This is a genomic window from Telluribacter roseus (assembly GCF_017355915.2).
GTDB lineage: Bacteria > Bacteroidota > Bacteroidia > Cytophagales > Spirosomataceae > Telluribacter.
Window position 1 is genome coordinate 46,650 of the sequence record NZ_JAFEUV020000001.1, and the last position, 24,926, is coordinate 71,575.

22 protein-coding genes are annotated in these 24,926 nt (G+C 49.8%); 9 read left to right on the forward strand and 13 right to left on the reverse strand.

Translation table 11 applies throughout. From position 1 onward, the window contains the following. Positions 1-42 precede the first annotated feature (42 nt). The 3 genes from JTN23_RS00215 to JTN23_RS00225 all read right to left on the reverse strand — a co-directional run bounded on the left by JTN23_RS00215 (position 43) and on the right by JTN23_RS00225 (position 2,813). On the reverse strand, positions 43-420 hold the full coding sequence (locus JTN23_RS00215) for a four helix bundle protein (RefSeq protein WP_247231339.1): 378 nt from the start codon (positions 418-420) through the stop codon (positions 43-45). Positions 421-444: 24 nt separating this feature from the next. Continuing rightward, positions 445-1,593 carry a Gfo/Idh/MocA family protein gene (locus tag JTN23_RS00220; RefSeq protein WP_247231341.1) on the reverse strand — a complete coding sequence of 383 codons (1,149 nt, stop codon included), beginning with the start codon at positions 1,591-1,593 and terminating at the stop codon, positions 445-447. Between the two features lie 86 nt (positions 1,594-1,679). Beyond that, positions 1,680-2,813, reverse strand: a complete 1,134-nt coding sequence (locus tag JTN23_RS00225; RefSeq protein ID WP_247232324.1) for a Gfo/Idh/MocA family protein — start codon at positions 2,811-2,813, stop codon at positions 1,680-1,682. Positions 2,814-3,057: 244 nt separating this feature from the next. Between JTN23_RS00225 and JTN23_RS00230 the strand changes: the two genes are divergently transcribed. Next, positions 3,058-4,317 carry an MFS transporter gene (locus JTN23_RS00230; RefSeq protein WP_247231343.1) on the forward strand — a complete coding sequence of 420 codons (1,260 nt, stop codon included), beginning with the start codon at positions 3,058-3,060 and terminating at the stop codon, positions 4,315-4,317. Between the two features lie 122 nt (positions 4,318-4,439). Here the strand turns inward: JTN23_RS00230 and JTN23_RS00235 are convergent, their stop codons facing one another. Next, complete coding sequence (locus JTN23_RS00235; protein WP_247231345.1) at positions 4,440-6,848, reverse strand: endonuclease MutS2; 2,409 nt, start codon at positions 6,846-6,848, stop codon at positions 4,440-4,442. 19 nt (positions 6,849-6,867) lie between these two features. Next, positions 6,868-7,386, reverse strand: a complete 519-nt coding sequence (locus JTN23_RS00240) for a DUF7935 family protein (RefSeq protein WP_247231347.1) — start codon at positions 7,384-7,386, stop codon at positions 6,868-6,870. A 169-nt stretch (positions 7,387-7,555) separates the two neighbouring features. On the opposite strand from JTN23_RS00240, the gene JTN23_RS00245 reads away from it, so the two are divergent. Together JTN23_RS00245 and JTN23_RS00250 are read left to right on the forward strand one after the other, a co-directional pair. Further along, positions 7,556-7,879, forward strand: coding sequence for a HesB/IscA family protein (locus tag JTN23_RS00245; RefSeq protein WP_247231349.1), 324 nt, complete (start codon positions 7,556-7,558; stop codon positions 7,877-7,879). 61 nt (positions 7,880-7,940) lie between these two features. After that, positions 7,941-11,660, forward strand: coding sequence for a sensor histidine kinase (locus JTN23_RS00250; RefSeq protein ID WP_247231351.1), 3,720 nt, complete (start codon positions 7,941-7,943; stop codon positions 11,658-11,660). A gap of 21 nt (positions 11,661-11,681) precedes the next feature. On the opposite strand, the gene JTN23_RS00255 is transcribed toward JTN23_RS00250, so the two are convergent. Further along, positions 11,682-12,254 (reverse strand): HNH endonuclease, encoded by a 573-nt coding sequence (locus JTN23_RS00255; RefSeq protein WP_247231353.1) that lies wholly within the window; start codon positions 12,252-12,254, stop codon positions 11,682-11,684. A 269-nt stretch (positions 12,255-12,523) separates the two neighbouring features. Here JTN23_RS00255 and JTN23_RS00260 point away from each other — a divergent pair, with 269 nt between their 5' ends. Next, positions 12,524-12,883, forward strand: a complete 360-nt coding sequence (locus JTN23_RS00260; protein WP_247231355.1) for a CoA-binding protein — start codon at positions 12,524-12,526, stop codon at positions 12,881-12,883. A gap of 254 nt (positions 12,884-13,137) precedes the next feature. Here the strand turns inward: JTN23_RS00260 and JTN23_RS00265 are convergent, their stop codons facing one another. The 5 genes from JTN23_RS00265 to JTN23_RS00285 all read right to left on the reverse strand — a co-directional run bounded on the left by JTN23_RS00265 (position 13,138) and on the right by JTN23_RS00285 (position 17,313). Further along, the gene (locus JTN23_RS00265; RefSeq protein ID WP_247231357.1) at positions 13,138-14,139 is read right to left on the reverse strand and encodes a 3-oxoacyl-ACP synthase III family protein; all 1,002 of its coding nucleotides are present in this window, start codon (positions 14,137-14,139) and stop codon (positions 13,138-13,140) included. A 61-nt stretch (positions 14,140-14,200) separates the two neighbouring features. Beyond that, positions 14,201-14,452 carry a phosphoribosylformylglycinamidine synthase subunit PurS gene (gene purS, locus JTN23_RS00270; RefSeq protein WP_207505253.1) on the reverse strand — a complete coding sequence of 84 codons (252 nt, stop codon included), beginning with the start codon at positions 14,450-14,452 and terminating at the stop codon, positions 14,201-14,203. Between the two features lie 79 nt (positions 14,453-14,531). Next, positions 14,532-15,236, reverse strand: coding sequence for a CDP-diacylglycerol--serine O-phosphatidyltransferase (gene pssA / locus JTN23_RS00275; RefSeq protein WP_247231359.1), 705 nt, complete (start codon positions 15,234-15,236; stop codon positions 14,532-14,534). A gap of 42 nt (positions 15,237-15,278) precedes the next feature. Then, entirely contained in the window at positions 15,279-15,920 is a 642-nt protein-coding gene (locus JTN23_RS00280; protein WP_247231361.1) for an MBL fold metallo-hydrolase, read from the reverse strand. 184 nt (positions 15,921-16,104) lie between these two features. Continuing rightward, positions 16,105-17,313 (reverse strand): baeRF7 domain-containing protein, encoded by a 1,209-nt coding sequence (locus JTN23_RS00285; RefSeq protein ID WP_247231363.1) that lies wholly within the window; start codon positions 17,311-17,313, stop codon positions 16,105-16,107. 277 nt (positions 17,314-17,590) lie between these two features. Here JTN23_RS00285 and JTN23_RS00290 point away from each other — a divergent pair, with 277 nt between their 5' ends. The 3 genes from JTN23_RS00290 to JTN23_RS00300 all read left to right on the forward strand — a co-directional run bounded on the left by JTN23_RS00290 (position 17,591) and on the right by JTN23_RS00300 (position 20,042). Next, the gene (locus tag JTN23_RS00290) at positions 17,591-17,905 is read left to right on the forward strand and encodes an HPF/RaiA family ribosome-associated protein (protein WP_247231366.1); all 315 of its coding nucleotides are present in this window, start codon (positions 17,591-17,593) and stop codon (positions 17,903-17,905) included. 127 nt (positions 17,906-18,032) lie between these two features. Beyond that, on the forward strand, positions 18,033-19,493 hold the full coding sequence (locus JTN23_RS00295) for a sulfatase family protein (protein ID WP_247231368.1): 1,461 nt from the start codon (positions 18,033-18,035) through the stop codon (positions 19,491-19,493). 141 nt (positions 19,494-19,634) lie between these two features. Further along, on the forward strand, positions 19,635-20,042 hold the full coding sequence (locus tag JTN23_RS00300) for an Hsp20/alpha crystallin family protein (RefSeq protein WP_247231370.1): 408 nt from the start codon (positions 19,635-19,637) through the stop codon (positions 20,040-20,042). A gap of 89 nt (positions 20,043-20,131) precedes the next feature. On the opposite strand, the gene JTN23_RS00305 is transcribed toward JTN23_RS00300, so the two are convergent. Next, entirely contained in the window at positions 20,132-21,685 is a 1,554-nt protein-coding gene (locus JTN23_RS00305; protein WP_247231372.1) for a serine hydrolase domain-containing protein, read from the reverse strand. A gap of 132 nt (positions 21,686-21,817) precedes the next feature. Further along, positions 21,818-23,911, reverse strand: coding sequence for a methionine--tRNA ligase (gene metG / locus JTN23_RS00310; protein ID WP_247231375.1), 2,094 nt, complete (start codon positions 23,909-23,911; stop codon positions 21,818-21,820). Positions 23,912-24,181: 270 nt separating this feature from the next. Between metG and JTN23_RS00315 the strand changes: the two genes are divergently transcribed. Together JTN23_RS00315 and JTN23_RS00320 are read left to right on the forward strand one after the other, a co-directional pair. Further along, positions 24,182-24,694 (forward strand): hypothetical protein, encoded by a 513-nt coding sequence (locus JTN23_RS00315; RefSeq protein ID WP_247231377.1) that lies wholly within the window; start codon positions 24,182-24,184, stop codon positions 24,692-24,694. Continuing rightward, the gene (locus JTN23_RS00320; protein ID WP_247231379.1) at positions 24,691-24,894 is read left to right on the forward strand and encodes a helix-turn-helix transcriptional regulator; all 204 of its coding nucleotides are present in this window, start codon (positions 24,691-24,693) and stop codon (positions 24,892-24,894) included. The genes JTN23_RS00315 and JTN23_RS00320 overlap by 4 nt, the downstream gene beginning before the upstream one ends. The last annotated feature ends 32 nt before the right edge of the window (positions 24,895-24,926 follow it).

A 24,926-nucleotide genomic window follows, 5' to 3' on the forward strand; every position in this document is an offset into this window, starting at 1 on the left:
AGAGCGAATTAGTGAATTAGTGATTGAGTGAAAAACTATCCATTATGAAGAGCCTGTATTACTACGGGATTTGGCCAAAATCTTCAAGAGCTGATAACCTTCATCGAGCAAATCGTGTAGTCGGTGTTCAGGAAGTATGTCTGAAAAAACAAGCATCTCCAGCCAAAAGAGAGATTCATCTAATTCCTCAATTACAATACTTATTTTGGCATAAAACTCATTCTGGCTTCGTGCCCGTCTGACTGCTCTATAATTGGCAGCTGACGAAGACGAAGAGCGAATCAGTTGCTTCCCGAAGTGTTGTGACTCGTATGATGCGGGAAGTGCCCTGAACACCTGTATGCAGCGAAGAGTGAATGTTTTTAAGCGCTGTTCAATACTATCGGCAAATTCACCTTTCGATAAACGTAGCTGTTCCATTCACTCATTCGCTCAATCACTCATTTACTCAATCTCCACCCACGCCTGGTTGCGGTTGCTTTCCAGGATCTTCTCACAAATGAGAAGCTCGCGGTAGCCATCGGCGAAGGTGGGGAAGGTGGGATTCTCAGGCTGCTTGCCGGCTGCGATGGCGGCGTACACTTCCTTAAACATCTGCTTGGAAGTATCAGGGAAGCCTTCGTTATGACCACCGGGGAAGCTGATCACCGAGCGTGCCTCAGGGTGTACCAGCGACGGGTCGCGCATGAGTGTCTCGTTGTAGCCGTCGCGGTTACCGATCCACATTTCGTTAGGTGCCTCGGAGTTCCATGCGAAGGTCTTGCGTGAACCCGCAATCTCCAGTTTCATCTGGTTTTTACGACCGGCTGATACCTGCGATACCGTAATGACGCCGCGGTTGCCGTTGTCAAAGCGGAGCAGTACATTGGCGTGGTCTTCGGTATTGATGGGTACATCGGCATAGTCTTCGGGCTGAAGCATCTTGCCTGAGTAAGTCTCCACCGGCTTTAGAGGCTTCTTACGCGTCTTATGAATGGTATTAAAGTCGGCCATCACGGCTACGGTCTTCAGGCCGGTGATGTACTCAATGATGTCCATCAGGTGAGAGCCAATATCGGCAATAGCGCGTGAGTCACCTGACTTGTCAGGCTCGAGGCGCCAGTTGTAGTCGGTTTCGTAGAACAGCCAGTCCTGCAGGTATGAGCCAATGATTGAGTATACCTCACCCAGGTCACCCCGCTCACGCATTACTTTCATCTGACGGGCCAGCGGGTAGTAGCGCAGGTTGAAGTGTACAGCATTGACAAGGCCTGTCTTAGCGGCTAATTGTACCAGCTCTTCGGCTTCGGCCAGATCCTTAGCCAGTGGTTTTTCGCAAATTACGTGCTTACCAGCTTCCAGTGCGGCCTTAGACTGCGAGTAGTGCAGGAAGTTAGGTGTACAGATATGGATACTCTGGATGTCATCCTGCTTTAGCAGATCTTCAAAGGTGTAGTACCGTTCGATACCCAATCCCTCTGCTTTTTCTTTGGCCAACTCGGCGGTTACTTCGCAAAGAGCAGCTACTTCAACATTGGGTAAGCGGCGGAGAGCTTCAATGTGAGCTGGTCCGATAAAACCAGTACCTACCACACCTACTTTAATTTTGTCCATACTGATTGGTGATTAAAAAAGGATATTTAGTGAAACAGAAATTAATTTACCTTTAAGTAGCTGGTTGGATGAAGCATAATTGGTTTTCAGGACATAAAGGGCGTCCACTTATCGGTTGATTCGCTGGAGGCAATGACCGTATCGATAAACTTCATACCCCGTACACCATCGTGAACGGTGGGGAAGTCGTACAGAGGATCGGGCTGCTCGCCTCTCTGGTAGGCACGCACTGCCATCGCAAAATTACGGTACAGGTTGGCAAACGCCTCAAGGTACCCCTCGGGATGCCCGGCCGGAATGCGGGTATGTACCATGGCCGATTCGGAGAGGTGGCCTATGTTGGTACGGATGATACGTACCCCTTCCTGCGTTTTGTGCACTAAGGTATTGGGCTCCATCTGGTGCCACTGCAGACCTCCGTGCTCACCATAGACCCGGATGTTCAGGTCATTTTCCTCCCCGTTGGCGATCTGGCTGACGTGCATGACCCCTTTGGCACCATTATCAAAGTGCAGCAGTACGTTGCCATCGTCGTCGAGCAGGCGACCTTCTACAAAAATGGTCAGGTCGGCGCACATCTCGGTAATCTTCAGGCCGGTGATGTACTCGGCCAGGTTTTCGGCGTGGGTACCAATGTCGCCCATGCCACCCGCGGCTCCCGAACGGGCCGGGTCAGTACGCCAGGCAGCCTGTTTGTTGCCGGTGCTTTCCAGCAGGGTTGACAGCCAGCCCTGAGGGTACTCAACAATGACTTTACGGATTTTGCCCAGTGCGCCTGCCTGAATCAGGTGACGGGCTTCTTTTACCATGGGATAACCGGTGTAGTTGTGGGTAAGGCAGAACAGCAGGCCGGTCTCATCAACCAGAGCGGCGAGTTCTTCGGCTTCCTGGGTGTTAAGCGCCAGAGGCTTATCACAAACTACATGGAAGCCATTTTCAAGAGCCATCTTGGCCGGTCCGTAGTGAACGTGGTTTGGAGTTACTATACATAGGAAATCCATTCGTTCACCTTCGGGTAGCTCTTTCTCTTTGAGGATCATTTCCTCGTAGTTACCGTATACGCGGTCAGCAGGCAGGTATAGGGCTTCACCAGTCGCTCTTGATTTTTCGGGGCTGGAACTGAACGCTCCGCAGACCAGCTCTATTTCGCCGTCCATAATGGCGGCCCGGCGGTGAACACCCCCAATGAAGGCGTCCATACTACCACCCACCATACCCATGCGAATTTTTCTTGGCATTACTGTTTGGTTTAGGTTTGTGAAAGAAATTACATAAAAAAAAGAGTAGCATTCAGCTCCCTTACTTCTTACAAAGGTAGCAAGTTCAAAAAAATCGCATAATACCTACGATTATTATTAGTAGAAATGACACGTATTTCTTTTTTTTACGAAATTGTTGGACAAATACCTGACTGAATCAGCATTTATAATCCTATCCTAACTAACATCTAACTCTACTATTCTTATGAATCAAAATGTCAATGCAGATCGCCTGTTTCTGGGCAGTTGCTTTGCGCTCATTACCACAGCTTTTTCGTTCGCCATCCGCGCGGGGATTCTACCCCAGCTTGGCGAGGAGTTTGGCCTGAGTGCTGAGCAGCTGGGCTTCATTAATTCCATGTGGTTCTATGGCTTCCCTATAGCTATGATCATAGGAGGCCTTGTTTATCATAGTGTTGGGCCGCGCATTATCATGATGGTGGCCTTCCTTATGCATACACTGGGGATTATCATGACCATTTATTCTGGTGGCTACAACGGCTTGTTGCTTTCTACTCTGTTTATAGGAATTGGAAACGGATGTACCGAGGCCGCCTGTAACCCTATGATCGCTGACGCGTACGCAGGCCAGAAAATGAATAAGATGCTTAGCCGTTTCCACATGTGGTTCCCCGGTGGTATCGTACTAGGTAGCTTGATCTCGTTGGCCATGACCACCATGGGTCTGGGCTGGCAGGCACAAATCTGGATCATTTTGATTCCTACGATCATCTATGCAATTCTGTTCTGGGGTCAGGCTTTCCCCAAAGCCCAGGTGGAAGGTGCTACTTCATTGTCCGAAAATTTTAGAGGAATGGTTAATCCTTTATTTATTTTCATATTCCTCGCCATGGCTCTTACGGCAATTTCTGAGTTCGGACCGCAGCAATGGACAGCCATTATTCTTAGCAAAAGTGGCGCTGAGCCCCTGTTGATTCTTGCCCTGGTAACGGGTCTGATGGCGGTAGGTCGCTTCTTTGGTGGTCCGGTAATTGCTCGTTTCGGACAAACAGGTGTTTTACTGGGCTCAGCTATTTTTACCACCATTGGTATTTATATGTTCAGTAGCGTTACAGGCTCTATGGCGTATGTAGCTGCCATATTATTTGCTTTGGGTGTTTGCTACTTCTGGCCAACTATGTTGGGTTTCGTAGCCGAGAAAGTACCCCTAAGCGGTGCTTTGGGACTATCGTTGGTTGGTGGTATGGGTATGTTCTCTACCGCTATTTTCCAACCCATCATCGGAAGCTGGATCGATAACCACCGCGCTGATATGGCAGCTCAGGGACTGTCAGGTGACGCTTTGGAACTGGCCGCCGGACAAGCTACGCTGTTAAATATGACAACCTTCCCGATTATTCTGATCGTAGCCTTTACTATATTGCTCTTCTGGGTACGTAGCCGTAATGCCAAAGGCAAGCACGGTCTGCCCGAATCAGAAGTATTGCAGCAGCCACAATTGTAAGTAGTCTTATTCTGTAAATAATAAAAGGGGCCGCCTCCACTATGGAGACGGCCCCTTTTATTATGCTTTATTAGGATTTAAACTTTCAGCTAATCCCTAACTATCTAATACCTAACAGCTAACTACCGCATCTTTACTACCGTCACACCAGCGCCGCCGCGATCAGCGTGCTCGTCCTGCATGGAGGCCACGTGGGGGTAAGTGCGCAGGTGCGTACGCACCAGGTTGCGCAGGATACCATCACCCTTGCCGTGCAGGATGCGTATCTCGTCGTAGCCCAGCATCACCGCGTTATTCATGAATTGATCCAGCTCTACGATGGCTTCTTCGCCGCGCTTGCCCCGGATGTCCAGGTTGAAGCTGAAATTCATCATCCGCTCGTTCAGGTCTACGCCGCCGGTAAAGCTCCGGGTTTTCTTCTCGCCGGTTGCCTGCTTATAGGTTTTCTTGGATACCTTTTCGAGCCGGTTGAGCTTTACGTTCGACTTCAGGTCTCCGATGCGTATTTCGGCGTCTTTGCCTTTCAGGGCCAGTACCTCGCCCACGGCCGTTTGTCCGTTGATCCGTACGTAGCTACCTACGGTAATAGCGCCACCTTCGGGCTCGTAATCCACATCAGTATCAGCAACCTCGACAACGGCTTCAGCCTGCAGGTTTTTCTTAGCAAAGCGCTCCAGATCGGTACGTACCACACGGGTGGCTTCCTTCTCGGCCTTGTTTTCTTTGATCTCCCGGATGGTATTCTCGATCCGCTGGTTGGTTTCGGCCAGTAGCGTACGTGCCTTTTGCTTCGCCTCGTTAACGATGCGCTTCTCGTTATTTTCCAACGAGGTCTTAAGAGCAGTATACTCAGCTAGTTGCTGGGCCAGCTTCCGCTCTTTTATTCCCACTTCCAGATTCTTCTCTGCGAATACCCGGCGCTCGATATCCAGTTCTTTCAGCAGCTTTTCGAAATTTACCTGCTGAGTACCCAGTTTCTGCTGAGCCCGCTCTATGACTCCCTTGGGCAAACCAATCTTAGACGCAATCTCGAAGGCGAATGAACTACCCGGCTTGCCGATCTCCAGCTGGTAGAGGGGCTCGAGGTGCTCACCATCGAAGCGCATGGCTCCGTTCACTAATCCCTCCGTCTTATCGGCCAATACTTTCAGGTTGGTGTAGTGCGTGTTGACTACACCGTAAGCACCCGACTGGGTCAGGTCTTCCAGGATGGCTTCGGCAATGGCACCACCCAATCCCGGCTCGGTACCCGTACCAAACTCATCGATCAGGAAGAGGGTACGCTTGTTAGCGCGGGCCAGGAACTGCCGCATGTTGGTCAGGTGGGAGCTGTAGGTACTCAGGTCGTTTTCCAGCGATTGCTCGTCACCAATATCTATGAAGATATTCTGGAAGATACCCATGGTAGAGCCTTCGGCCATAGGTACCAGTAGCCCGCACTGGTACATGTACTGAATCAGTCCGATGGTCTTGAGCGAAACGGACTTACCACCGGCGTTGGGACCCGAGATGATCAGGATGCGCTGCTTCTGATGGAGCTCTACGCTCAGCGGGACTACCTTCTTGCCCTGCTTTTGGAAAGACAGGTGCAGGAGAGGGTGCCGCGCATCGCGCCAGGCCACAAATTGTTTATTTTCAAAATACGGATTAATGGCATCCAGCTGTACTGCCAGCTTCGCCTTGGCCCGTAGGAAGTCCATAAGGCCCAGAAACTGATACGCCTTGTTGAGCTCTGGCAGGTACGGGCGTAGCTGATCCGTCAGTTGGACCAGGATACGGTTAATCTCGCGCCGCTCTTCGTACTCAAGCTCCCGAATAGCATTGTTAGACTCGAATACCTCAGTAGGCTCTATAAATACGGTCTGACCGGTAGCGGATTCATCGTGAATAAAGCCTTTGAGCTTACGCTTGTGCTCGGCGGCAATGGGTATCACCATACGGCCATTCCGGACGGTCAGCGATACATCGTCACCGATCCAGCCGCTGTTTTTGGCGGTACGCAGTATGGAGTCGAGCTTCTTACGCATACCCGACTGCTCGGCGATGAGTTGACGGCGTATACGGGCCAGCTCGGGTGAGGCACTGTCACGTACCTGTCCGCGCTCATCTATTACACGGTCAATGGCTTCGGTCACACTGCGCTCTACCCGGATGGTCTGGGCATATTCACTGAGCAGCGGAAACTCCTCTGGCTCGTGCTTTTCAAAGAAGCGCAGACACTGACGAATGGTATTCAGCGAAATCTTAATATCATAAAATTCGGCCTGGGTCAGCAGCATGCCTTCGATAGCGGCCCGCTGCAGGTAAGGGGTGGCGTCGATGTAGTTCTGCGAAGGAAACTCTTCACCGTACTGCACGATCTGCTTCATCTCGGCAGTCTGGCGCACCAGCTTATCTACCAGCCCGAAGTTGTCAGAAAAACGGATCTTCTCTACAAACTGACGCCCCAGCGGACTTACGCAGGCTTCAAGAAGCCATTCGCGGAGGCGGTCAAAACCTAGTTTTTGTTCTATATTATTGGGATATAGCATCGTATCGTTTGAATGCCTTCTAGAACACCGATTGTATCTCCTGCTTCAGGACTCTCAGCGCGTGCGTAGAAGGTTGTATGTCTTGTTGAATTACTTTTTCAAAAATTTTGCGGGCCAGATCGTTAGCCGGGGCATCGGCTTCTACCTCTCCGGCCGCCTGATTGATCAGCGAAACTACTTCGTTCATGGCCTTTTTGATCTGCTCCCAGGCGTCATTACTCATATATACCTGCTGAGCCAGATTATGATTAAACTCCTCCCGGATCTCACTCAAAAGTACCTGCTGAAAGTCCAGGGCGTTAGTAGCGGAACCCGACAGCCGCACTAACAGGTTATTAGGAGTAATACGTTCCAGAAACAGACACATTCGCTCGTAGGCCTGTAAACGTAACGGAAGTACTAGTTCGCTATTTTTGCTCCGAATATCCCATCTTTGTTTTTCAAATACACTGCGTACTACAGTAGTGATTGTTAAATAAAGACCAAACATAACAATGCCCGCTACCAGAGCAATCGTAAGCAGAGAATACAGTTCCATAAGTTGAGTTTTGTTAGATAAGGTCCCCTTAGCAAAATGCAAAAGTACACTTTTACATAATACATAAAGGTTATACCAACCCGGCTGACCAGTACACACCAAAGTACAGGGTACCAGAGTAGAGATCGGCCAGCGGCCGGGTGGCTTATACCCATTACATACAGTGAATATGCTAGAGAAAAACAATGATTTGGCCGCTCCGGTTCGCATTACCGAGCGGGCCAGGCTTGAAATTGCAGATACCTTGTCCGCCAATAAAATTCCGGATACCTACGGGCTTCGGGTAGGTATGAAGGGAGGCGCATGCAGTGGTACTTTTCTGCTTGGATTCGATACGGCCGGAGCCATGGATCAGGAGTACCAGGTGGATAATGTTAAAGTAATTATTGACCGCCGTCACCTGATGTACGTACTGGGTGTAGTGGTTGATTATGAGGAGGGTAGCTATGGTCGGGGATTTACTGTATATTCGCCCGATAAGGTAAATTTATAGCCGAATCTATTTTTGGCACGATTATCGATAGGGATCGTGGGTCGACATTCCACTACTAACGTTGAAGTACTTTAGAAGATATCCTTTTCTTGCTGCTACTCTGACAGCTCTGGTGCTGGCAGTAGGCTTTTATTTACTGGAAAACGGTACTAAACTGCGAAAAGCGTATCTGGAGTCAGTACAGGAACGGGTTGACGAGCAGGTAGAACTGGCTCAGCAGGATATGCAGCAGGTACTTGACCAGCTCAAAGCCAAAGAGGCTGAGTCGGGAAAGATCAGCTACCTCGAAAGCCACTATCCGTACTACCTGTACCGTAACGGGCGGTTGATTATGTGGTCGGAGCACCGGCTGGTACCCGCGTACCAGGATCTGGTCAGGCATCAGGCGCCAGCCCTGCTTAACATCTCCCAGGGGCAGTACATACTACTTCGCTCTACGGTGGTTCACGGCGGACACCAGTATGACCTTTTCTCCCTCATTGACCTGTATCGTCACTACAAGGCCGAAAATAGTTATCTGAAGTCAGGCTTTAATGCCAGAATATTCTCGGCGGCACCGCGCTCTATCAGCGGTCCACCCTTCACTACCGATGAGGTAGTAGTAGGGGTGGGAGGAAAAGGACTATTTAAGGTCGAAATTCCCGAAACCTCTATCTACTACAGCCAAACCACTTCGCTGGTCACGATTTCGCTGCTGCTGCTTTCGTCGATATTCTTTGCCATACATGTATTCTTCTCGGTCATGCGGCTACGGAGCCGGTACCGCTACGGGCTGGCTTTTGTCTTATTAGCGGGTTATCTGGTGGTGCTACGCAGCCTGATGATAGCCTTTTCCATCCCCTTTGTTTTCTATGGAGGAGAGGTATTCAATCCCGAGTACTACCATGCTTCTACGCTGGTGCCATCGCTGGGCGATATGCTGCTCAATGCCGTCGCAGTGATTCTGCTCCTGTTCTATGTTACCAATACGTACTACCGTACTATCAGCTACCAGTGGCTTATAAACCGGTCCGAGGCAGCCAGGACTTTCTTTTCTTTTCTGATACTGCTGCTCAGCTACGCGCTGTTCTATGGATTTTATCGGGAGTTGGGCAACCTGTACGAGAAGTCCAACTTCTCGCTGGATATTACGCTGAGTATATCATTCAGTTCGCTCAAGATTGCCTGCCTGCTGACTTTTGTGGCCCTGTCAATTATCTATTTTCTGCTGGTGCACCTGTTCATGGGGCTGTTTCTGCGTCTGAACAAGCACGTCATGAAGGGGCTGGTCATTATTGCTGTATGTACCCTTCTGACCTGGATCATCGCCTGGGGGCTTGATATATGGCTGGAGTGGGTATTTCTGGCGCATACGCTGTACCTGTTCCTGCTGTATCTGATGCGGTTGCCCAAGACCTTCTACGGGTTCAGGTACCCTACTACGGTGTACTACTTTCTGGGGGCTATTACCTGCGCCCTGGCGGGTACCTATGTGGTGCATCAGGAAGAAGTGACCAAGGATATCATGAACAAAAAGGAGTTTGGGCAGCAGTTGTTGAACGAAAATGATGCCTATACGGAGTTTCTGCTCAGGAAGACCAATGAGGCTATTGCCGGCGATAGTTCTATCAAAGCCATCCTGAAGAATAAGGCGCTACTGTCGCGGGAGCTGATTCAGCAAAAGATAAAGAGTACGTACCTGGATCAGTACCTGTACAGGTACGACGTAGAGGTAGTATCGTTTGACGCCGAAGGAAATCCTCTGGACCACCAGTCCAGGGCGTATGACCTTGCCCACTACCAGAACCGGTTTCACAAGTCCCATTATTCTACGGACTACAGCGGCATCTACTTCATCAATCAGCCCGACAAAGGTTTTGCGAAGCAGTACATTAGTTTTGTAAAGGTACAGCAGGACTCTGTTCCGCTGGGGCATATAGTACTTGACCTAAAGCAAACTGTAGAGGCACCCAAGAGCTCCTACCCGGAGCTGCTGCTGGACGAGCGTTTTGTGCAGGCCATCGAAACCCGGCAGTACAGCTATGCCATTTATGGCCCCAGGCATCGCAGGGTGTACAGCAGTGGTACCTACAACTACGAAAGCAAATTTCCGCTCTACCTGTTGGGGGAGGAGGTGCTGTATGATAAGGGGGTATCGCTGAATGGCTACCGTCACGTAGGAAAGCTGGGAGCCGGCAACCGCAAGATCGTGATTTCATCCAAGGAGTGGGCCTGGAAGGGGGTACTGGCCAATTTCTCTTTCCTGTACCTGATCCTGGTGGTATTTGTAGCCGTTGTGATAGCCATTCACACCATCAGGCACAGCTTCTCCACCATGAACCTGACGTACTCTACCAAGATACAGGTACTTCTCAATACGGTATTTATATTCCCGCTGCTGATTATCCTGTTCTTTATTCTGCGTATCGTATACAGCAACTACGCCGAAAGCCAGGAGGGGATGTACCTCAATAAGACCTATAACATAGCCTCAAATATCTCTGAGTTTGTAGCGGACTTTCAGGAGGGAAAAATGAGTAAGGCCTATCTGGAACAGAAGGTACAACAGGTCGCCCATGATGCTGACCTGGATATCAATATCTATACTACACAGGGCGGGCTGCTGATGGCCACTAATCCGCTGATGTACCAGTCGGGCTTGCTGTCAAGCTATGTCAATCCCAAGGCTTACCAGCGGATTGTCAATGAGAAAGACAATCTGATGCTGCTCAAAGAGTCGCTGGGCTCCAAAGAATACAATACCGCCTACGTAGGATTGCTATCAGGTAATCAGGAGCTGATAGGGGTGCTGGGGATACCGTATTTTGACTCCAAGCCCGACCTGGATCGCCAGATCATGGATATCGTTGCTTCTATCCTGATTGTATTTACGGCCATGCTGCTGGTGTTTCTAGGAGTATCCTACTTTGCTTCTAATCTGCTGATCAATCCGTTGCGGGTACTTACGCGCAAAATCGGCCGTACCAATCTAAACCAGCTCAATGAACCCATTGACTGGCGCTCCAAGGATGAGATAGGTCTGCTGATCAAACAGTACAACCGCATGCTCGTCAACCTGGAAGAAAACAAGCAGGTACTGTCAGCCAACGAGAAGCAGTCGGCATGGCGCGAAATGGCCAAGCAGGTGGCGCATGAAATCAAAAATCCGCTGACTCCGATGAAGCTGACGCTCCAGCAGCTGCAGCGCACCATTCACCGTGACGACCCCCAGGCGCTCGAAAAAGTAAGCCGGGCGATGGAGTCTATCATCGAGCAGATTGATAACATAGGTCATATAGCCCAGTCGTTTTCGGACATAGCCAAAATGCCGCTCCCCCAGAAGGAGGTATTTGAGGTAACGTCGGTAATTATTAAAGCCTCTGAGCTGTATGCCAATGATAACAAGATTATCCTGTACCGTGATATACAGCCGGGGCCTATCTATATCACCGGAGACCGTAAGCTACTGGGCTCTACCATATCCAACTTAATAATCAATGCCAAGCAATCGGTACCCGAAACCCGCAAAACCATCATCAGCATCAAGCTCTATACGCACGACGATGATTTGCTGATCGAGATCAAGGACAACGGATCGGGTATTCCTAAGAGTATTCGTAATCGGGTATTCCTGCCTAACTTTACAACACGAGCAGGGGGATCTGGATTAGGCCTGGCCATGGCTAAACGCATCGTTGAGCATGCCGGTGGCAACATATGGTTTGAGACAGAAGAAAACTCGGGTACCACGTTCCACCTGTCCATACCCCTCGCCGAGCAATTTAGTCAGAGTCACTCCTGACCGGACTACAAAGAAAATATTCTAGTCTTCTACGGTAACATGCTTCCAGTTTTCACCGGAGCGTATACGATTGAGCTGGGTGTGTGTAATACCAAACTGCTTGGCAATCATCTTGAGGCGATTCTTGTCATTCTTAAGCAGCTTTTTGATCATCTTTACCTTGCTTTCGGTCAGCTTGTAGTTGCGGGTCCGGCGGGGCATTACGCGGTTTTTCAGGGCCGGATTCTCACGATTGTGGTCCGCCATTTCGTCCTTAGTCACCCACTTCAGGTTCTCGTAGTAGTTATTCTGCTTGTTGTAGTCCAGATGAATAACATACTTCTGCTCTGTTTCCTGGCGGTTCACAAAGTACTCCGCTACCAGCTTGTGTACATACCGGTTGATAGTACGACCACCCGTTACCCGAATGTTGAGGGAGCGGTACCCCTGAATCACTGAGCCCTTGATCACACTACCATCTTTAGGGTCGTTCTGAAAGCTTTTTAGACGACCATAATTCGAAACCTCATAGTGTGGAGCCTCCTCAATATCCTCGAAGTTGATCCTCTTCCACACCTCATTCCAGTAGTTGGCGGTTTTCTTTAAATCGTTCATAAGTTAAATAAGAATGGAGTAAACCTGTTTAACATTTCTCCTAACACGTTTAACAAAAATAATGTTTGTTAAATTGTCATAAAAGCTAAATAAATTAATTTATAGACTTTTATGGGGTAAGTAACCGAAGGTACTTGTACAACTTAGGCTATACATAGTTACAGAATGTTATAAGATCCTGTCAGGAATGGCGGTAGAGCCCGCAGAAACTTTTCCTGTTTTGAACTGTTCTATACATACGTTACTACTATAACTTTAGATTTCTTTATATGAAGAAAACACTCATTATTGGAGCCAGTACTAATCCGTCACGCTATGCCTACATAGCCGCGCATCGCCTGAAGGGATATGGACATCCAATAGTACCCCTGGGGCTCAGAGCAGGAGAGGTGGCTGGTGAAAAGATACTGACTGAGAAGGTTGCCTTAGATGATATTGATACCGTAACACTCTACGTAGGTCCTCGCAATCAGCCCGAATATTACGATTATATTCTGTCACTGAAGCCAAAGCGGGTAATTTTTAATCCGGGTACGGAGAATGATGAACTGGAAAACCTGCTTAGGGAAGAAGGGATACAGCCTCTGGAGGCCTGTACGCTGGTCATGCTGTCGATAGGGCAGTACTAGCTAGTAAGTAAATTAGTGATTTGTGAATGAGCGGCCACCGCAGTGGTGAGTGGTGAATGTTATTTGTAGTGCGTCGATACGTGGAAGTACTACGCAAAACAAACTACCATAGGAGTCATGTAGCGATAGGTTCCTTCCATACTTTCTAGTTTAGAGTTGGGTACCTAAGTCGAAAGTCTTAAATCTATCCATTCTTCATTCAGTACTTTCCCTTTATTCTCTCAATCACAATTCGCTCATTCATTTTTGTTTCCCTACCACCTGATCAGCGCGGAGGCCCAGGTGAAGCCACTTCCAAAGGCGGCCAAACACAGCAGATCACCCTCCTTGATGCGTCCCTGCTCCCAGGCTTCGGTCAGTGCAATAGGTATGGAGGCGGCGGTGGTGTTGCCGTAGCGTTGAATGTTATTTACTACCTGCTGCTCTGTTAGTCCCATCTGCTGCCGTACGTATTCGCTGATACGGATATTGGCCTGGTGCGGGACCAGCAGATCAATATCGGCAGGCTGAAGGCCATTGGCCGCCAGAGCTTCTTCTATTACTTCCGAAAAACGCACAACGGCATGCTTGAATACGGCATTGCCATTCATGACTACGTCAAAGCCTCCTTCGTCTATCATTTCTTTGGTTGCGGCCCGGGTAGGACGGCTGCTGCCCGGCTCGCGTACGTACAGGTCTTCGGCGTAGCGGCCATCGGCGTGCAGGTGGGTCGACAGGATGCGGTGATCGGGCGATGAAGTAGCCTGCAGTACGGCGGCTCCGGCCCCATCACCAAAAATAACCGCTACGTTGCGTCCGGCGGTGCTCTTGTCGATCCAGGTAGATTGTATCTCGGAGCCGACTACCAGGGCGGTCCGGTACATGCCCGACCTGATGAACTGATCGGCAATGGACAGGGCATACACAAAGCCGGAACACTGCTCGCGTATGTCGATGACGGGCTTCCCCTCCATCCCCAACTCGCGTTGCATCAGAAAGGCCGAGCCAGGAAAGAAGTAGTCGGGGGTGATGGTGGCGTACACAATAACATCCACCTCGCCGGGAGAGAGCCCGGCCCGATCCAGCGCCTGCCGGGAGGCCGCCGCTGCCATGCTGGCGTTGGTATCTTTGCCGTGGGTGAAGTAACGGCGTTCCCGGATACCGGTTCGCTCCTGTATCCACTCATCGGATGTTTCCATCCACTGCGTGAGGTCCTGGTTCGTGACCACATTCTCCGGTACATAGTAGCCTAGTCCTGTGATACGTGAATAAGTCATGAGCCTGTTAGCGAGTGGGGGAGAAAAATAGATTTAGCCGGTGACGCCGTTATGAGATACCTTAAGCGGGACGAACTTCAAACGTAAACTCTTCCATAATCAGGTTAGCCAGTAGTTTTTCGCAGGCTGTCTTTACCTTGCCTTCGGCCTCAGCGGCATCGGCTGCCTCAAGACGTAGGGTAATGTGTTTTCCGATGCGTACATCTGCCACCTGATCGATACCGAGGTTATGAAGTCCCAGTTTTACGGCCTTTCCCTGAGGGTCAAGGATTTCCTTCATCGGCATAATGTTGATATCAGCAATAAATTCCATGTGTATTATAGTACGTTATTGGTTAGTACCCGAAGGCAAACGAAAGCGCAAAATTGCAATAAATTGTGCCTAATACCAATTAGGATTTACTATTATTCGTGAACATAAGTACCAATGAGAGGAGTACATAGAGGCCGACGATCAGCGGAACGGCCAGAATACCCAGCCCCAGTAGCAGGGCCAGTGAAACAGCCAGGAAGGAGAACCTGACTTCGTTGCCCTTCCAGCCGAACGATTTGAACTTCAGGGCAAACAGCGGGATCTCGGCCACCAGCAGGTACGACATCACTGCCGTAAAAATCAGAAGCGTAGTAGTATTGACAATGATTGGGCGCCAGGTCTCTTCGTGATAACGGGCAATAAAAGGCAGTGAGGCAATGAGCAAGGCGTTGGCCGGCGTAGGTACCCCTATAAACTGATCGCTCTGGCGGGGGTCAATGTTGAACTTGGCGAGCCGGAGCGCCGAGAATACCGCAATGAACAGGGCCAGGTAGGCCTTCCACATACCCGTCAGATCGGGGATGCTCTCCATGAGCAACTGGTAAATGATGATAGAGGGTAGTACCCCAAAGGTAGTCATATCGGCCAGTGAGTCCAGCTCTTTGCCAATGGGTGAGGTGACGTTGAGGAGACGCGCTACAAACCCGTCCAGAAAATCAAAAACGGCCGCTACCCCGATAAGGGCGCAGGAGAGGAGCAGGTTGTTATGGAATGCTTCAATGATACCAATGCCTCCGCATACAAGGTTGGCACAGGTAAGGGCATTGGGGATGTGACGCTTCATGGAGAGTTGAGCAGAAAAGTGAAGTGTATATAGTGTCGTGTACTAGCTGTTCAGGAAGGGATTATACTTTTTCTCATAGCCAATGGTGGTGGGCTCCATGTGGCCGGCATATACGGTGTAATCGTCAGCCAATGTAAACAGCTTGGTACGGATACTGCGGAGCAGGGTGTTATGGTCGCCACCCGGTAGGTCGGTACGACCGATACTCTGCCTGAACAGTACATCTCCTCCGATCACAAAGCGCTGTTCGTGGTTGACAAAGGCCACGTGACCGGGGGCGTGTCCTGGTACGTGCAGGATTTCCAGAGTTGAATTGCCAAAGGTAACGGTTTGGCCTTCCTCCAGATAGTGCTCTATCTCCGGCTCGTCAAATCCGGCAAATCCATAGTTCGGAGCGTACGCTTTGACCGCTTTGAGCAGGGGCTCGTCTATAGCATGAAGGCTGAAAGGAATACCATATTTCCTTTTCAGAAAGGCTATACCCAGCACATGATCAATATGAGCGTGGGTGTTGATGATAGCTACCGGTTTGAGACCATTGGCTTCTATATAACTAATGAGCTCATCGTGCTCCTGCCGTTCGTAGTTACCCGGATCTATGAAAACAGCCTCACCCGTTTCATCATAGAGCACATAGGTATTCTCAGCAAAGGGATTGAATGTAAAAGATTCTATCTGGATCATAGGTCGTAGGCGATGTTAGTAGTGGGGCGAAGTTAAGAAACAGTTTGGAAACAGAGTTCGGGTAGGACAGTATTCGTAGTAATGATCCTATATATTAATCAGTAGCGCCACTTCAACCTTACAGGAGCAAGGTTAAAGTGGCGCTATGGCTTTGATTATAGTATATGGGTATCCTCTTCCGGCCTTATACTACCACCGGATTACGGAATACAGCCGCTACTACGCTGTCCTTCTCGGGCATCTCGTTGGCATCGTATAGGTACACCTTACCTTTCATCAGTACCGTCTTAACGGCGGCTTCGGTCAGTAGGTCTGTATTTTCGGGAGTGGCAGCCCGCTGGATCTGCAGTTCATAGCGCTGCTCATCAAAGTGGCCCCACAACGAAGCGTCCTTCCGCAGGAACAGCGTATCTACCTGACCGGTAAGTGCGGCTAGTATGATCTTCTCGGTATCCGAAGCCGCGAAATCACCTGCCTTCAGATTATGATACTGCTCAATGGCCTTTTCTTCCTGTTGCTTAAACTTAGGCTCCATGATAGCCAGGGCTTTCTGATGGAGTCCTTTGATGTCGTTTGGATTGTCACTACTGAAGTTTCCGGTTATAACCTGATCTTCGTAGCGGTTGTAGTGTGCAGTTGATCTATAAATAGGAATCAGGTACTCTACCCCCGCGAATATGACCGGAACCTGCTCTACTTTGAATCTATTTTCCAGAGCGCGGGTCAGCATAATGAACCACTGGTGTATCTGCTCTTTGGCTTCATCATCACCCGATTGTCCATGAAATACACCCCCCTCTACTGAACTGTTGCCAGCACTCCCACTACCTCGGCCTGTTTGAAAACGACGCTGCACAGTACTCTCTTTTTCGATCTCGATATACTGCAGGTAATCATTGACGCTCCTGGGTATATCTACCCCCAGATCCACATCCGTGATCGAGTGAGGAGTCACTTCATATAATCTCGTGTCTTCAAGATCCAGATTCATGATATAAAACCGGCCCGTCTGATTAAACAGAGGAAGCAATGGGCGTAACATCAGCCCCTTGCCTACGTGGAATGACGGCTCATCTACCTTGAGAGGAAATTTGAACACATGGTTAGTACGGGGAGTGAGAAAGAAAGCCAGCATTTCGGACGAATAGTGCCAGAAGCTATCGTTGTCCAGCAGGGCAAATCCCGGCTGTAGGTATTGATTCACCTCGTCTGGCTCCATACCGTACAGATTGACAAGCTGCTGACGAGCAGCCTGAAGCTGATTCTTGAAGTGGATCTTATCCTGCTGAAAGTTATCAGTCGACTGCCTTCTGGTGGGCGAGTATATCGTCACACTATGCTGTACCTTACTGGTCGCCAGTTCGTTAAGTTGATCTATGGTGAATAATTCCATGGTAGTTAGTTAAAAGGTTTAAGACGTATTAAATTCTGCAGCCTGCGGCAAGCAATTTGTATATATACAATTGATAAGATTGTTCCAACTGCCTGAGCGTGGTGTAAAATGTACCTAGTAAGCTGATTATGGGGTGATTATAAAACAAGAAATGATGGTTGGCAGTATGAGGCGTGGGGACAAAAAGCCACGTTTGAGGAAAATTTTTCAATAAATCTAAAACGGTTTGTAGAGATGGTTTGTGAGATTAAAGTAAGTGTAATCAAATATTTTAGCCATGAATAGAATAGAGCAGTTGGAGAATATCAAGTTGGATATTCGAACGGTAGATGTGGAACCCGACGCAGAGACTATTAGTAAAGTACGTAACGAATTAAAAAAACTGATGCGCCTGTATGGTAGTATCGTTGGGGCAGATGTTTTCCTGAAAGAATTAAGTGAGACCAGACAAAACAATAAGCTGGCACGCATGCGGGTAGGTATACCTGGCAGGGACTTAATTGCGGAGGCCTCCTCCTCTTCCTGGGCAACAGCTCTCTCAATGGTGAGCGATATGCTGCGCAATCAGATCATGAATCGTTACCGGAAATAGATAGAACCGGCATATATCCACACATATATAAGAGCCCTGCTTTACGAAGCGGGGCTCTTTTGGTTATAAAAGGGCCAGACCTACCTTTGTATTAATATCACAGTGCTTCAATTTTTTACTTTTCATTATGCGCGTATCTCTCCTGATTGTATCACTGGCCGGATGTATTCTCCTGAGTAGTCTGTTTCTGAGCTTCCGTTCTACTACCAAACCCTCCCGGCCCAACGTGGTCCTGATCTTTGCCGACGATCTGGGGTATGGCGATATCGGTAGCTACGGAGCCACGCAGTACTACACGCCCCATCTGGACAAGATGGCTAACGAAGGGATGCGCTTCACCAACTTCCTGGTGGCGCAGGCGGTATGCAGTGCTTCACGGGCGGCCCTGCTCACCGGCTGCTATCCCAACCGGATCGGTATCTCGGGAGCCTACGATCATACGGCCAAGGTCGGGATCAATCCGGATGAGGAGACCATGGCGGAGCTGTTCAAACAAGCCGGGTACCGTACTGCTATCTTTGGCAAGTGGCACCTCGGGCACCACCGGGAGTTCCTGCCCCTGCAGCATGGCTTCGATGAGTACGTAGGACTGCCGTACTCCAACGACATGTGGCCGATGACCTTCGACAATAAGCCCGCCCCGGCCGGGCACCAACGCCTGTACTACCCGGTACTGCCCTTCATAGAGGGCAACGATAAGGTACGCGAAATCACTACCCCTCAGCATCAGGACCAACTGACGACACTGTACACGGAGCGGGCGGTCAGGTTTATCAGACAAAACAAGAATATGCCTTTCTTCCTGTACCTGCCCCACGCCATGCCGCACGTACCGCTGGGGGTATCGGACAAATTCAGAGGGAAGAGTGAGCAGGGACTGTACGGGGATGTGATCCAGGAGATGGACTGGTCGGTAGGGCAGGTACTGAAGGCGCTCAAAGACAACGGCCTTGACAAAAATACCATTGTGATATTTACGAGTGACAACGGACCGTGGCTCAACTACGGAAACCACGCCGGCAACACGGGCGGACTCAGGGAAGGGAAAGGCGCCAGCTTCGAAGGCGGACACCGCGTACCCTGTATAATCCGATGGCCGGGAGTAGTACCTGCCGGAGTGGTGACGGACCGAATGGCTTCCACGATTGACCTCCTACCGACGCTTGTAAGCGTGTGTGGGGCGCCGGTTCCCCACAAAAAAATCGACGGTGTAGATATTAGTGCTATCCTGAAAGGCGACCGAAATGCCTCACCCCGGAAGCATTTTTACTACTACTATCGGAAGAATTCACTGGAAGCCGTGCGTCGTGAAAACTGGAAGCTGGTACTGGATCATCCGGGCCGTACCTACGAAGGTTTTGCACCTGGGAATGATGGTTTTCCGGGTAAAACAAACGAGCAAAAACCTGTAAAAACGGCTTTATATGATCTCAGGCGCGATCCGGGCGAGCGGTACGATGTACAGGAAACCTATCCTGAAATTATAAAAGAACTTATGGCTCTGGCCGAGGAAGCCCGTGCTGATTTGGGGGATGATCTGCAAAAAAGGGAGGGAAAGAACCGCCGTCCCATTGGTCAAATTCAATAATGACATTATGGCTGAGCTAAGTAAGTAGAATATGAAATTCTGGCACACACTGAGGGGGCTTTAGGTCCATGTCGTAAACTGGTATAGTGTTTTTATCCATAGGAGTATAGATGTTAGATTATCCAGAAACGACGTACGACCATGAAAGATAAGATGAAAATACCTCAGGAAGTACTGATGAATATAGATTTCATAAATACTGTCAACGGAGGAATGAGCCAGGCAACTGTGCAGATTGAGAGTGGAGCTGAAGGCTACCTCGTGATGGTAAAAGCACCGGGAATTGAGGCCGAGGACTTACAGGTAGAGATCATAAAGAACAAATTAATGGTATACCACCTGCTGCCCATCTTCGCTCAGGATCCCGAGTCAAACAGCGAGTATCGCTCTATCCGATTCATCAGCAATTTAACGATCCCTAATGATGTGGATCTGGAAAGCATAGCAGCTCATTATGATGAAACACTGCATCATTTGGTAATACATTTACCTTACAACCAGCTGCACCAAGGTTTTCACCGAAAGGTGGATATTGAGCGCTGGAAGTAATCAATTACATAATTTACTACTCACAAAAATGCCGAAGCAAGAGCTGCTTCGGCATTTTTGTTTTTAAGCTGATGGGGCAGGCTACGTACCTAGTGGGGCTCGGGATACTGCAGGTAGTCGTGGAAGTTAGCCTCGTAGCTGATGCGGCTGAGCGGCTTTACAACTCTGGCGTTGCTGTGGGCCCAGAGCAAAAACGAAGTAATATCCAGGTAGCGCGCTGACTTCAGCGGGAACAGGTTATCTCCCTCGCGCAGAGCGTTGACCAGCAGCACTACCGTGATGTCGTTGGGGGCTTTGATCCAGGCACTGCGGAAGCCCTGCGCTTTGCCATTTCCGGATGATATGTACCACCAGCCATCATGGTAGCTAAACCGCCCATCGGGGGTGAGGGCGCTATAACTACCATAGCCATTGGTAAGCAGCTGCTCTTTCAGAGCAGCCGGGAGTACCGACTCTTCGGAAGTTGAAAGTACCTTGGCGTAGATAGTAGCCGCTTCCCGTGCCGAAAGATAAAAACCATAAGCACCCGCCGTGGAGGCAAAATTACCGGGGACGAATCCGCGGGTACCTGAGTAGGGGTAGTCATAGCCGTACGTAGGACTCTGGGCTGAACCAGTAAGCAGCAGCGGGGTGGATATACCAGCCTTCTCGATGATATTCTTACGTAGATACTCCTCGTAGAGTTGTTGAGTACGGGTGTCGTCAATCTGGTCGTTGCCGGTGAATTGGTACCCCAGCAAAGCCGGAATAAGTATCCTGAGCAAACCAAAATTGGCATTCTGGTAGCAGTGGTTGCCGTAGTGCTGTAGCTGTACCCCCTTTGCTACGATTGCCTTCAGGCCGTACCAGTAGTTTTCGGTATAGGCTCCATTGCGGCAGTTGTTTTGCAGGCCTATGATACCACTGCGGTGCGTCAGCAGATCATGGAAGGTAACCTTTTCCAGATTAAGCCCCTGTTGCCATCCGTCCGGTAAGTACTTGCTAATAGGATCGGCAGGCTTAATACCTTTTTCCGCAGCCAGTTTCAGAAAGGCCATAGCTGTCAGCGTCTTGGTCATACTAGCCACATGCATTTTGGTATCTACATTAAACGGAATAGCCCCAGCCGATTCAACGGAACGTGATTGAAGTCCACCGCCACCGGATGCTACCATTTCACCCTTTTCGAAAATAGCATAGCTATATCCAAAATCACGGCCTTTAAGGGAGTCGTCCAGGGTAGCCGCCAGCCGTAAAGCCAGTCCGGGCTGGGTCTGGAAAGTAGTAACCGGCCCATAGGCCAGGCCATCTTCGTTTTCGATGTAGGCCCGTATGTAGTAAGTCTTGTTGGCGGTAAGGTTAGTAAGGGTACTTTGGTAGGTAAAGGGTAGAGCGGTAATAGCTTTGCTCCATTCCGACTTAGGATCACTGATGGTTGGCTCCGGATTTTCGTCCGACCAAACATGCCCATAGCGCTTTATTTGTCCGGGGCCATCATCGGTAAGAGTGGTAGTGGCAGTTGCAGAGACATCAAGCCGCTGACTGACTGTAGTAGAATCGGTAAGAGTCAAGTCTTCGACCGGTGTAGGCTCCACTACACAACTACCTACTAGTGTACCAACTAATAGTAGTATAAGAAAGACACGGGCAGATATAGCATGCATAATGGTAGTGGGTAGATACTTATAAAGTGGTAAGGTGCCTTTTATACTGAATAAGTTGAATATCTAAGGTACATATCTACTAAAAAACCTTCAAGGCGGGCCCTGAAGGTTTTTTAGTAGGTGGAAGTTTTATTAGCTAACGGTACCGCCGTTCCAGACGTCTTTGCCCGGTTGTACGAAGGCAAGGCTACCGTCTTTATCCTCAGCCATCAGAATCATCCCCTGCGACTCCATGCCCATCATCTTGCGGGGAGCGAGGTTGGCCAGGTACAGTACCTTCTTGCCTACTATCTCCTCGGGTTTGAAGTGTTCGGATATACCACTTAGTACGGTACGCTGCTCACTACCGATGTCTACTTTCAGCTTGAGTAGCTTCTTGCTCTTAGGTACACTCTCAGCCTCAAGGATGGTAGCTACCCTGATATCCAGCTTGGCAAAATCATCGTACTGTATTTCGGCTTTTACTTCGGGTACTTCTTTTCCCTCGGCAGCGGCGGCTAATTCATTCATGCGTTTGGCTTCGTGTAGTTTTTGTACTTGTTTTTCTATAACGGGGTCTTCCAGCTTCTCAAACAGAAGACTCGCTTCAGTGATGGGATGTCCCTCGGCTAGCAGGTCGCTCTTACCGGCATCGCTCCAGCGGAAGGCCGCCCCCTTATTCAGCTGATCGTTCTCGGCTCCCAACTGCTTACGTAGCTTCTCAGCCGTAAACGGCATGATAGGCTCGGAAACAATGGCGAGGGAAGCGGTGATCTGCAGAGCTATGTTCAAGATGGTACCTACCCGGGCCGGATCGGTCTTGATCACGTGCCAGGGCTGCGTGTCGGCCAGGTACTTGTTGCCCAGGCGGGCCAGGTCCATGATCAGCGCCAGCGCCTCACGGAAGCGGTAGTTTTCCATAGCTTCGCCAATGCGGGCCGGGAAGGCCGCCAGCTCAGCCAGTACCGCCTGGTCCTGCTCGGTCAGCTCGCCAAGGGCGGGTACTTTACCATCGCAGAACTTGTGCGTCAGTACCACGGCCCGGTTTACAAAGTTACCGTAGATACCCACCAGCTCGCTGTTGTTGCGGGTTTGGAAGTCCTTCCACGTAAACTCGCTGTCCTTGGTTTCGGGAGCGTTGGCCGTAAGTACATAGCGCAGTACATCCTGCTTGCCGGGGAACTCCTCGAGGTACTCGTGCAGCCATACGGCCCAGTTGCGGGAAGTTGATATCTTGTCGCCTTCCAGGTTCATAAACTCGTTGGCGGGTACGTTGTCGGGCAGAATGAAGCTGCCTTCGGCCAACAGCGTAGCCGGGAATATGATACAGTGGAATACGATATTGTCTTTTCCAATAAAGTGTACCAGCTTGCTGTCTTCCTGCTTCCACCACTGCTCCCAGCCTTCGTCGGTACCATTTTTCTGGATGAGCCAGTCCTTGGTAGCCGATATATACCCGATAGGCGCCTCAAACCATACATAAAGTACCTTACCCTCGGTATCGGGTAGGGGTACCTGTATTCCCCAATCCAGGTCGCGGGTCATAGCACGAGGCTTCAGACCTTCTTTCAGCCACGATTGCACCTGTCCCGCTACGTTACTTTTCCACTCAGGATGGCTGTTAACGTAGGCCTCTACCTGGGATTGCATCTGATCGAGGGGCAGGAACCAATTCTTCGTAGACTTCATCACCGGCTTAGCACCCGACAGCATCGAACGTGGCTCTTTCAGTTCCAGCGGACTGAGCGACGAGCCGCAACGCTCGCACTGGTCGCCGTAGGCGTTGGGGTTGGCACATACCGGACAGGTACCTACTATATAGCGGTCGGCCAGGAACTGCTGAGCCGTTTCATCATAGTACTGCTCGGTTACCTCTTCTACAAATACACCTTTATCATAAAGATCCTTGAATATCTCCTGCGAGGTCTGGTGGTGTATGGGCTTACTGGTACGTGAGTATACATCAAAGGATATACCCAGGTCGGCAAACGACTTGTTGATCTGGTCATAGTACTTATCTACCACCTGCTGGGGCGTCATACCTTCTTTCTTGGCCCGGATGGTGATGGGTACTCCGTGCTCATCGGTACCACTGATAAAAGCTACATCCTCACCTTTGGAGCGCAGGTACCTTACATAGGTATCAGCCGGTATATAGCATCCGGCCAGGTGACCTATGTGGATAGGGCCATTCGCGTAGATCAGAGCCGCCGTAACGGTATATCGTTTGGGGTTGGTAATGGGCATTGTATAATATATGAAATAGTGAAAACCAGGTATTTATAACTACTACTAAGTACTGGCTACTGTTTTGGAGTCAGCCAGGTCAGGTCATGAAGCTTTTTTTATTACGGCTACAAAATTAGCAAAAAGGGCTCTGCATTGCTGCTTTACGACCAGTTACCTTACCGTTGGTACATTTTATTTTACCTTTTGTAAAGTTTACTTTACATATTGTATTATTTACTTTACCTTTGAATCGTTGATTTATTTGTATCACACTTTAATCTATTAGCCATGAAAACAAAAAACCTCTTACCCCACGCCTGGAAGCCCTTCGGCTGGGTTTTGCTCTGTATCTCTATCCTGCCGGGAGTATGGATGCTGATTGATGATTCCAGCTTTCCGCTGAGTCTGGCAGTACAGGTTCCCTGGCCTTTTGCTACGGAAGGTTCCGGCCCTTTCGCGAACATTGATTTGCTGGTTCATAAAGACGGTACCATTACGCTGCAACTGGTGGATGAACTACTAGCCTTAGGGACTATTGCTGGTCTGATGATCGTTGGGTTTTCGCGCCTGAAGGTAGAGGACGAGCGCATTGCACAGCTGCGTCTGGAATCCTTACAATGGGCTATCTATGGCAATACCCTGGTCCTGGTGCTGTGTATCCTGTTTGTGCACGGGCTGGCATTTATCAATGTTATGGTTTACAACATGTTTACGCCGTTGCTCATCTTTGTGCTGCGCTTCCACTGGCTGCTGTCCATAGCACCAGCCCTGGAAGCCCGGCGGGAAAGGAGGCTGGCATGAGAAACCGCATCCGCATCGAAAGGGCCATTCTGAATATCACCCAGGCCGATCTGGCTGAGCGTGTGCAGGTGTCCCGGCAAACGATCAATGCCATCGAAGCCGAAAAGTACTCGCCCTCCCTGGCGCTGGGCATGAAGATAGCCCGGGTATTCAATAAGCCGGTGGAGGAGGTTTTTGAGCTGGAAGAAGGAGATTTGTAAAGGGGCCGGCCAGGTAGCTACTACCTGGCCGG

What these genes read in the sequence shown, in the direction of transcription:
- JTN23_RS00215 (WP_247231339.1), bottom strand. Translation starts at nt 420, where the DNA reads ATGGAACAGCTACGTTTATCGAAAGGTGAATTTGCCGATAGTATTGAA.
- JTN23_RS00220 (WP_247231341.1), bottom strand. Translation starts at nt 1,593, where the DNA reads ATGGACAAAATTAAAGTAGGTGTGGTAGGTACTGGTTTTATCGGACCA.
- JTN23_RS00225 (WP_247232324.1), bottom strand. Translation starts at nt 2,813, where the DNA reads ATGGGTATGGTGGGTGGTAGTATGGACGCCTTCATTGGGGGTGTTCAC.
- JTN23_RS00230 (WP_247231343.1), top strand. Translation starts at nt 3,058, where the DNA reads ATGAATCAAAATGTCAATGCAGATCGCCTGTTTCTGGGCAGTTGCTTT.
- JTN23_RS00235 (WP_247231345.1), bottom strand. Translation starts at nt 6,848, where the DNA reads ATGCTATATCCCAATAATATAGAACAAAAACTAGGTTTTGACCGCCTC.
- JTN23_RS00240 (WP_247231347.1), bottom strand. Translation starts at nt 7,386, where the DNA reads ATGGAACTGTATTCTCTGCTTACGATTGCTCTGGTAGCGGGCATTGTT.
- JTN23_RS00245 (WP_247231349.1), top strand. Translation starts at nt 7,556, where the DNA reads ATGCTAGAGAAAAACAATGATTTGGCCGCTCCGGTTCGCATTACCGAG.
- JTN23_RS00255 (WP_247231353.1), bottom strand. Translation starts at nt 12,254, where the DNA reads ATGAACGATTTAAAGAAAACCGCCAACTACTGGAATGAGGTGTGGAAG.
- JTN23_RS00260 (WP_247231355.1), top strand. Translation starts at nt 12,524, where the DNA reads ATGAAGAAAACACTCATTATTGGAGCCAGTACTAATCCGTCACGCTAT.
- JTN23_RS00265 (WP_247231357.1), bottom strand. Translation starts at nt 14,139, where the DNA reads ATGACTTATTCACGTATCACAGGACTAGGCTACTATGTACCGGAGAAT.
- purS (WP_207505253.1), bottom strand. Translation starts at nt 14,452, where the DNA reads ATGGAATTTATTGCTGATATCAACATTATGCCGATGAAGGAAATCCTT.
- pssA (WP_247231359.1), bottom strand. Translation starts at nt 15,236, where the DNA reads ATGAAGCGTCACATCCCCAATGCCCTTACCTGTGCCAACCTTGTATGC.
- JTN23_RS00280 (WP_247231361.1), bottom strand. Translation starts at nt 15,920, where the DNA reads ATGATCCAGATAGAATCTTTTACATTCAATCCCTTTGCTGAGAATACC.
- JTN23_RS00285 (WP_247231363.1), bottom strand. Translation starts at nt 17,313, where the DNA reads ATGGAATTATTCACCATAGATCAACTTAACGAACTGGCGACCAGTAAG.
- JTN23_RS00290 (WP_247231366.1), top strand. Translation starts at nt 17,591, where the DNA reads ATGAATAGAATAGAGCAGTTGGAGAATATCAAGTTGGATATTCGAACG.
- JTN23_RS00295 (WP_247231368.1), top strand. Translation starts at nt 18,033, where the DNA reads ATGCGCGTATCTCTCCTGATTGTATCACTGGCCGGATGTATTCTCCTG.
- JTN23_RS00300 (WP_247231370.1), top strand. Translation starts at nt 19,635, where the DNA reads ATGAAAGATAAGATGAAAATACCTCAGGAAGTACTGATGAATATAGAT.
- JTN23_RS00305 (WP_247231372.1), bottom strand. Translation starts at nt 21,685, where the DNA reads ATGCATGCTATATCTGCCCGTGTCTTTCTTATACTACTATTAGTTGGT.
- metG (WP_247231375.1), bottom strand. Translation starts at nt 23,911, where the DNA reads ATGCCCATTACCAACCCCAAACGATATACCGTTACGGCGGCTCTGATC.
- JTN23_RS00315 (WP_247231377.1), top strand. Translation starts at nt 24,182, where the DNA reads ATGAAAACAAAAAACCTCTTACCCCACGCCTGGAAGCCCTTCGGCTGG.
- JTN23_RS00320 (WP_247231379.1), top strand. Translation starts at nt 24,691, where the DNA reads ATGAGAAACCGCATCCGCATCGAAAGGGCCATTCTGAATATCACCCAG.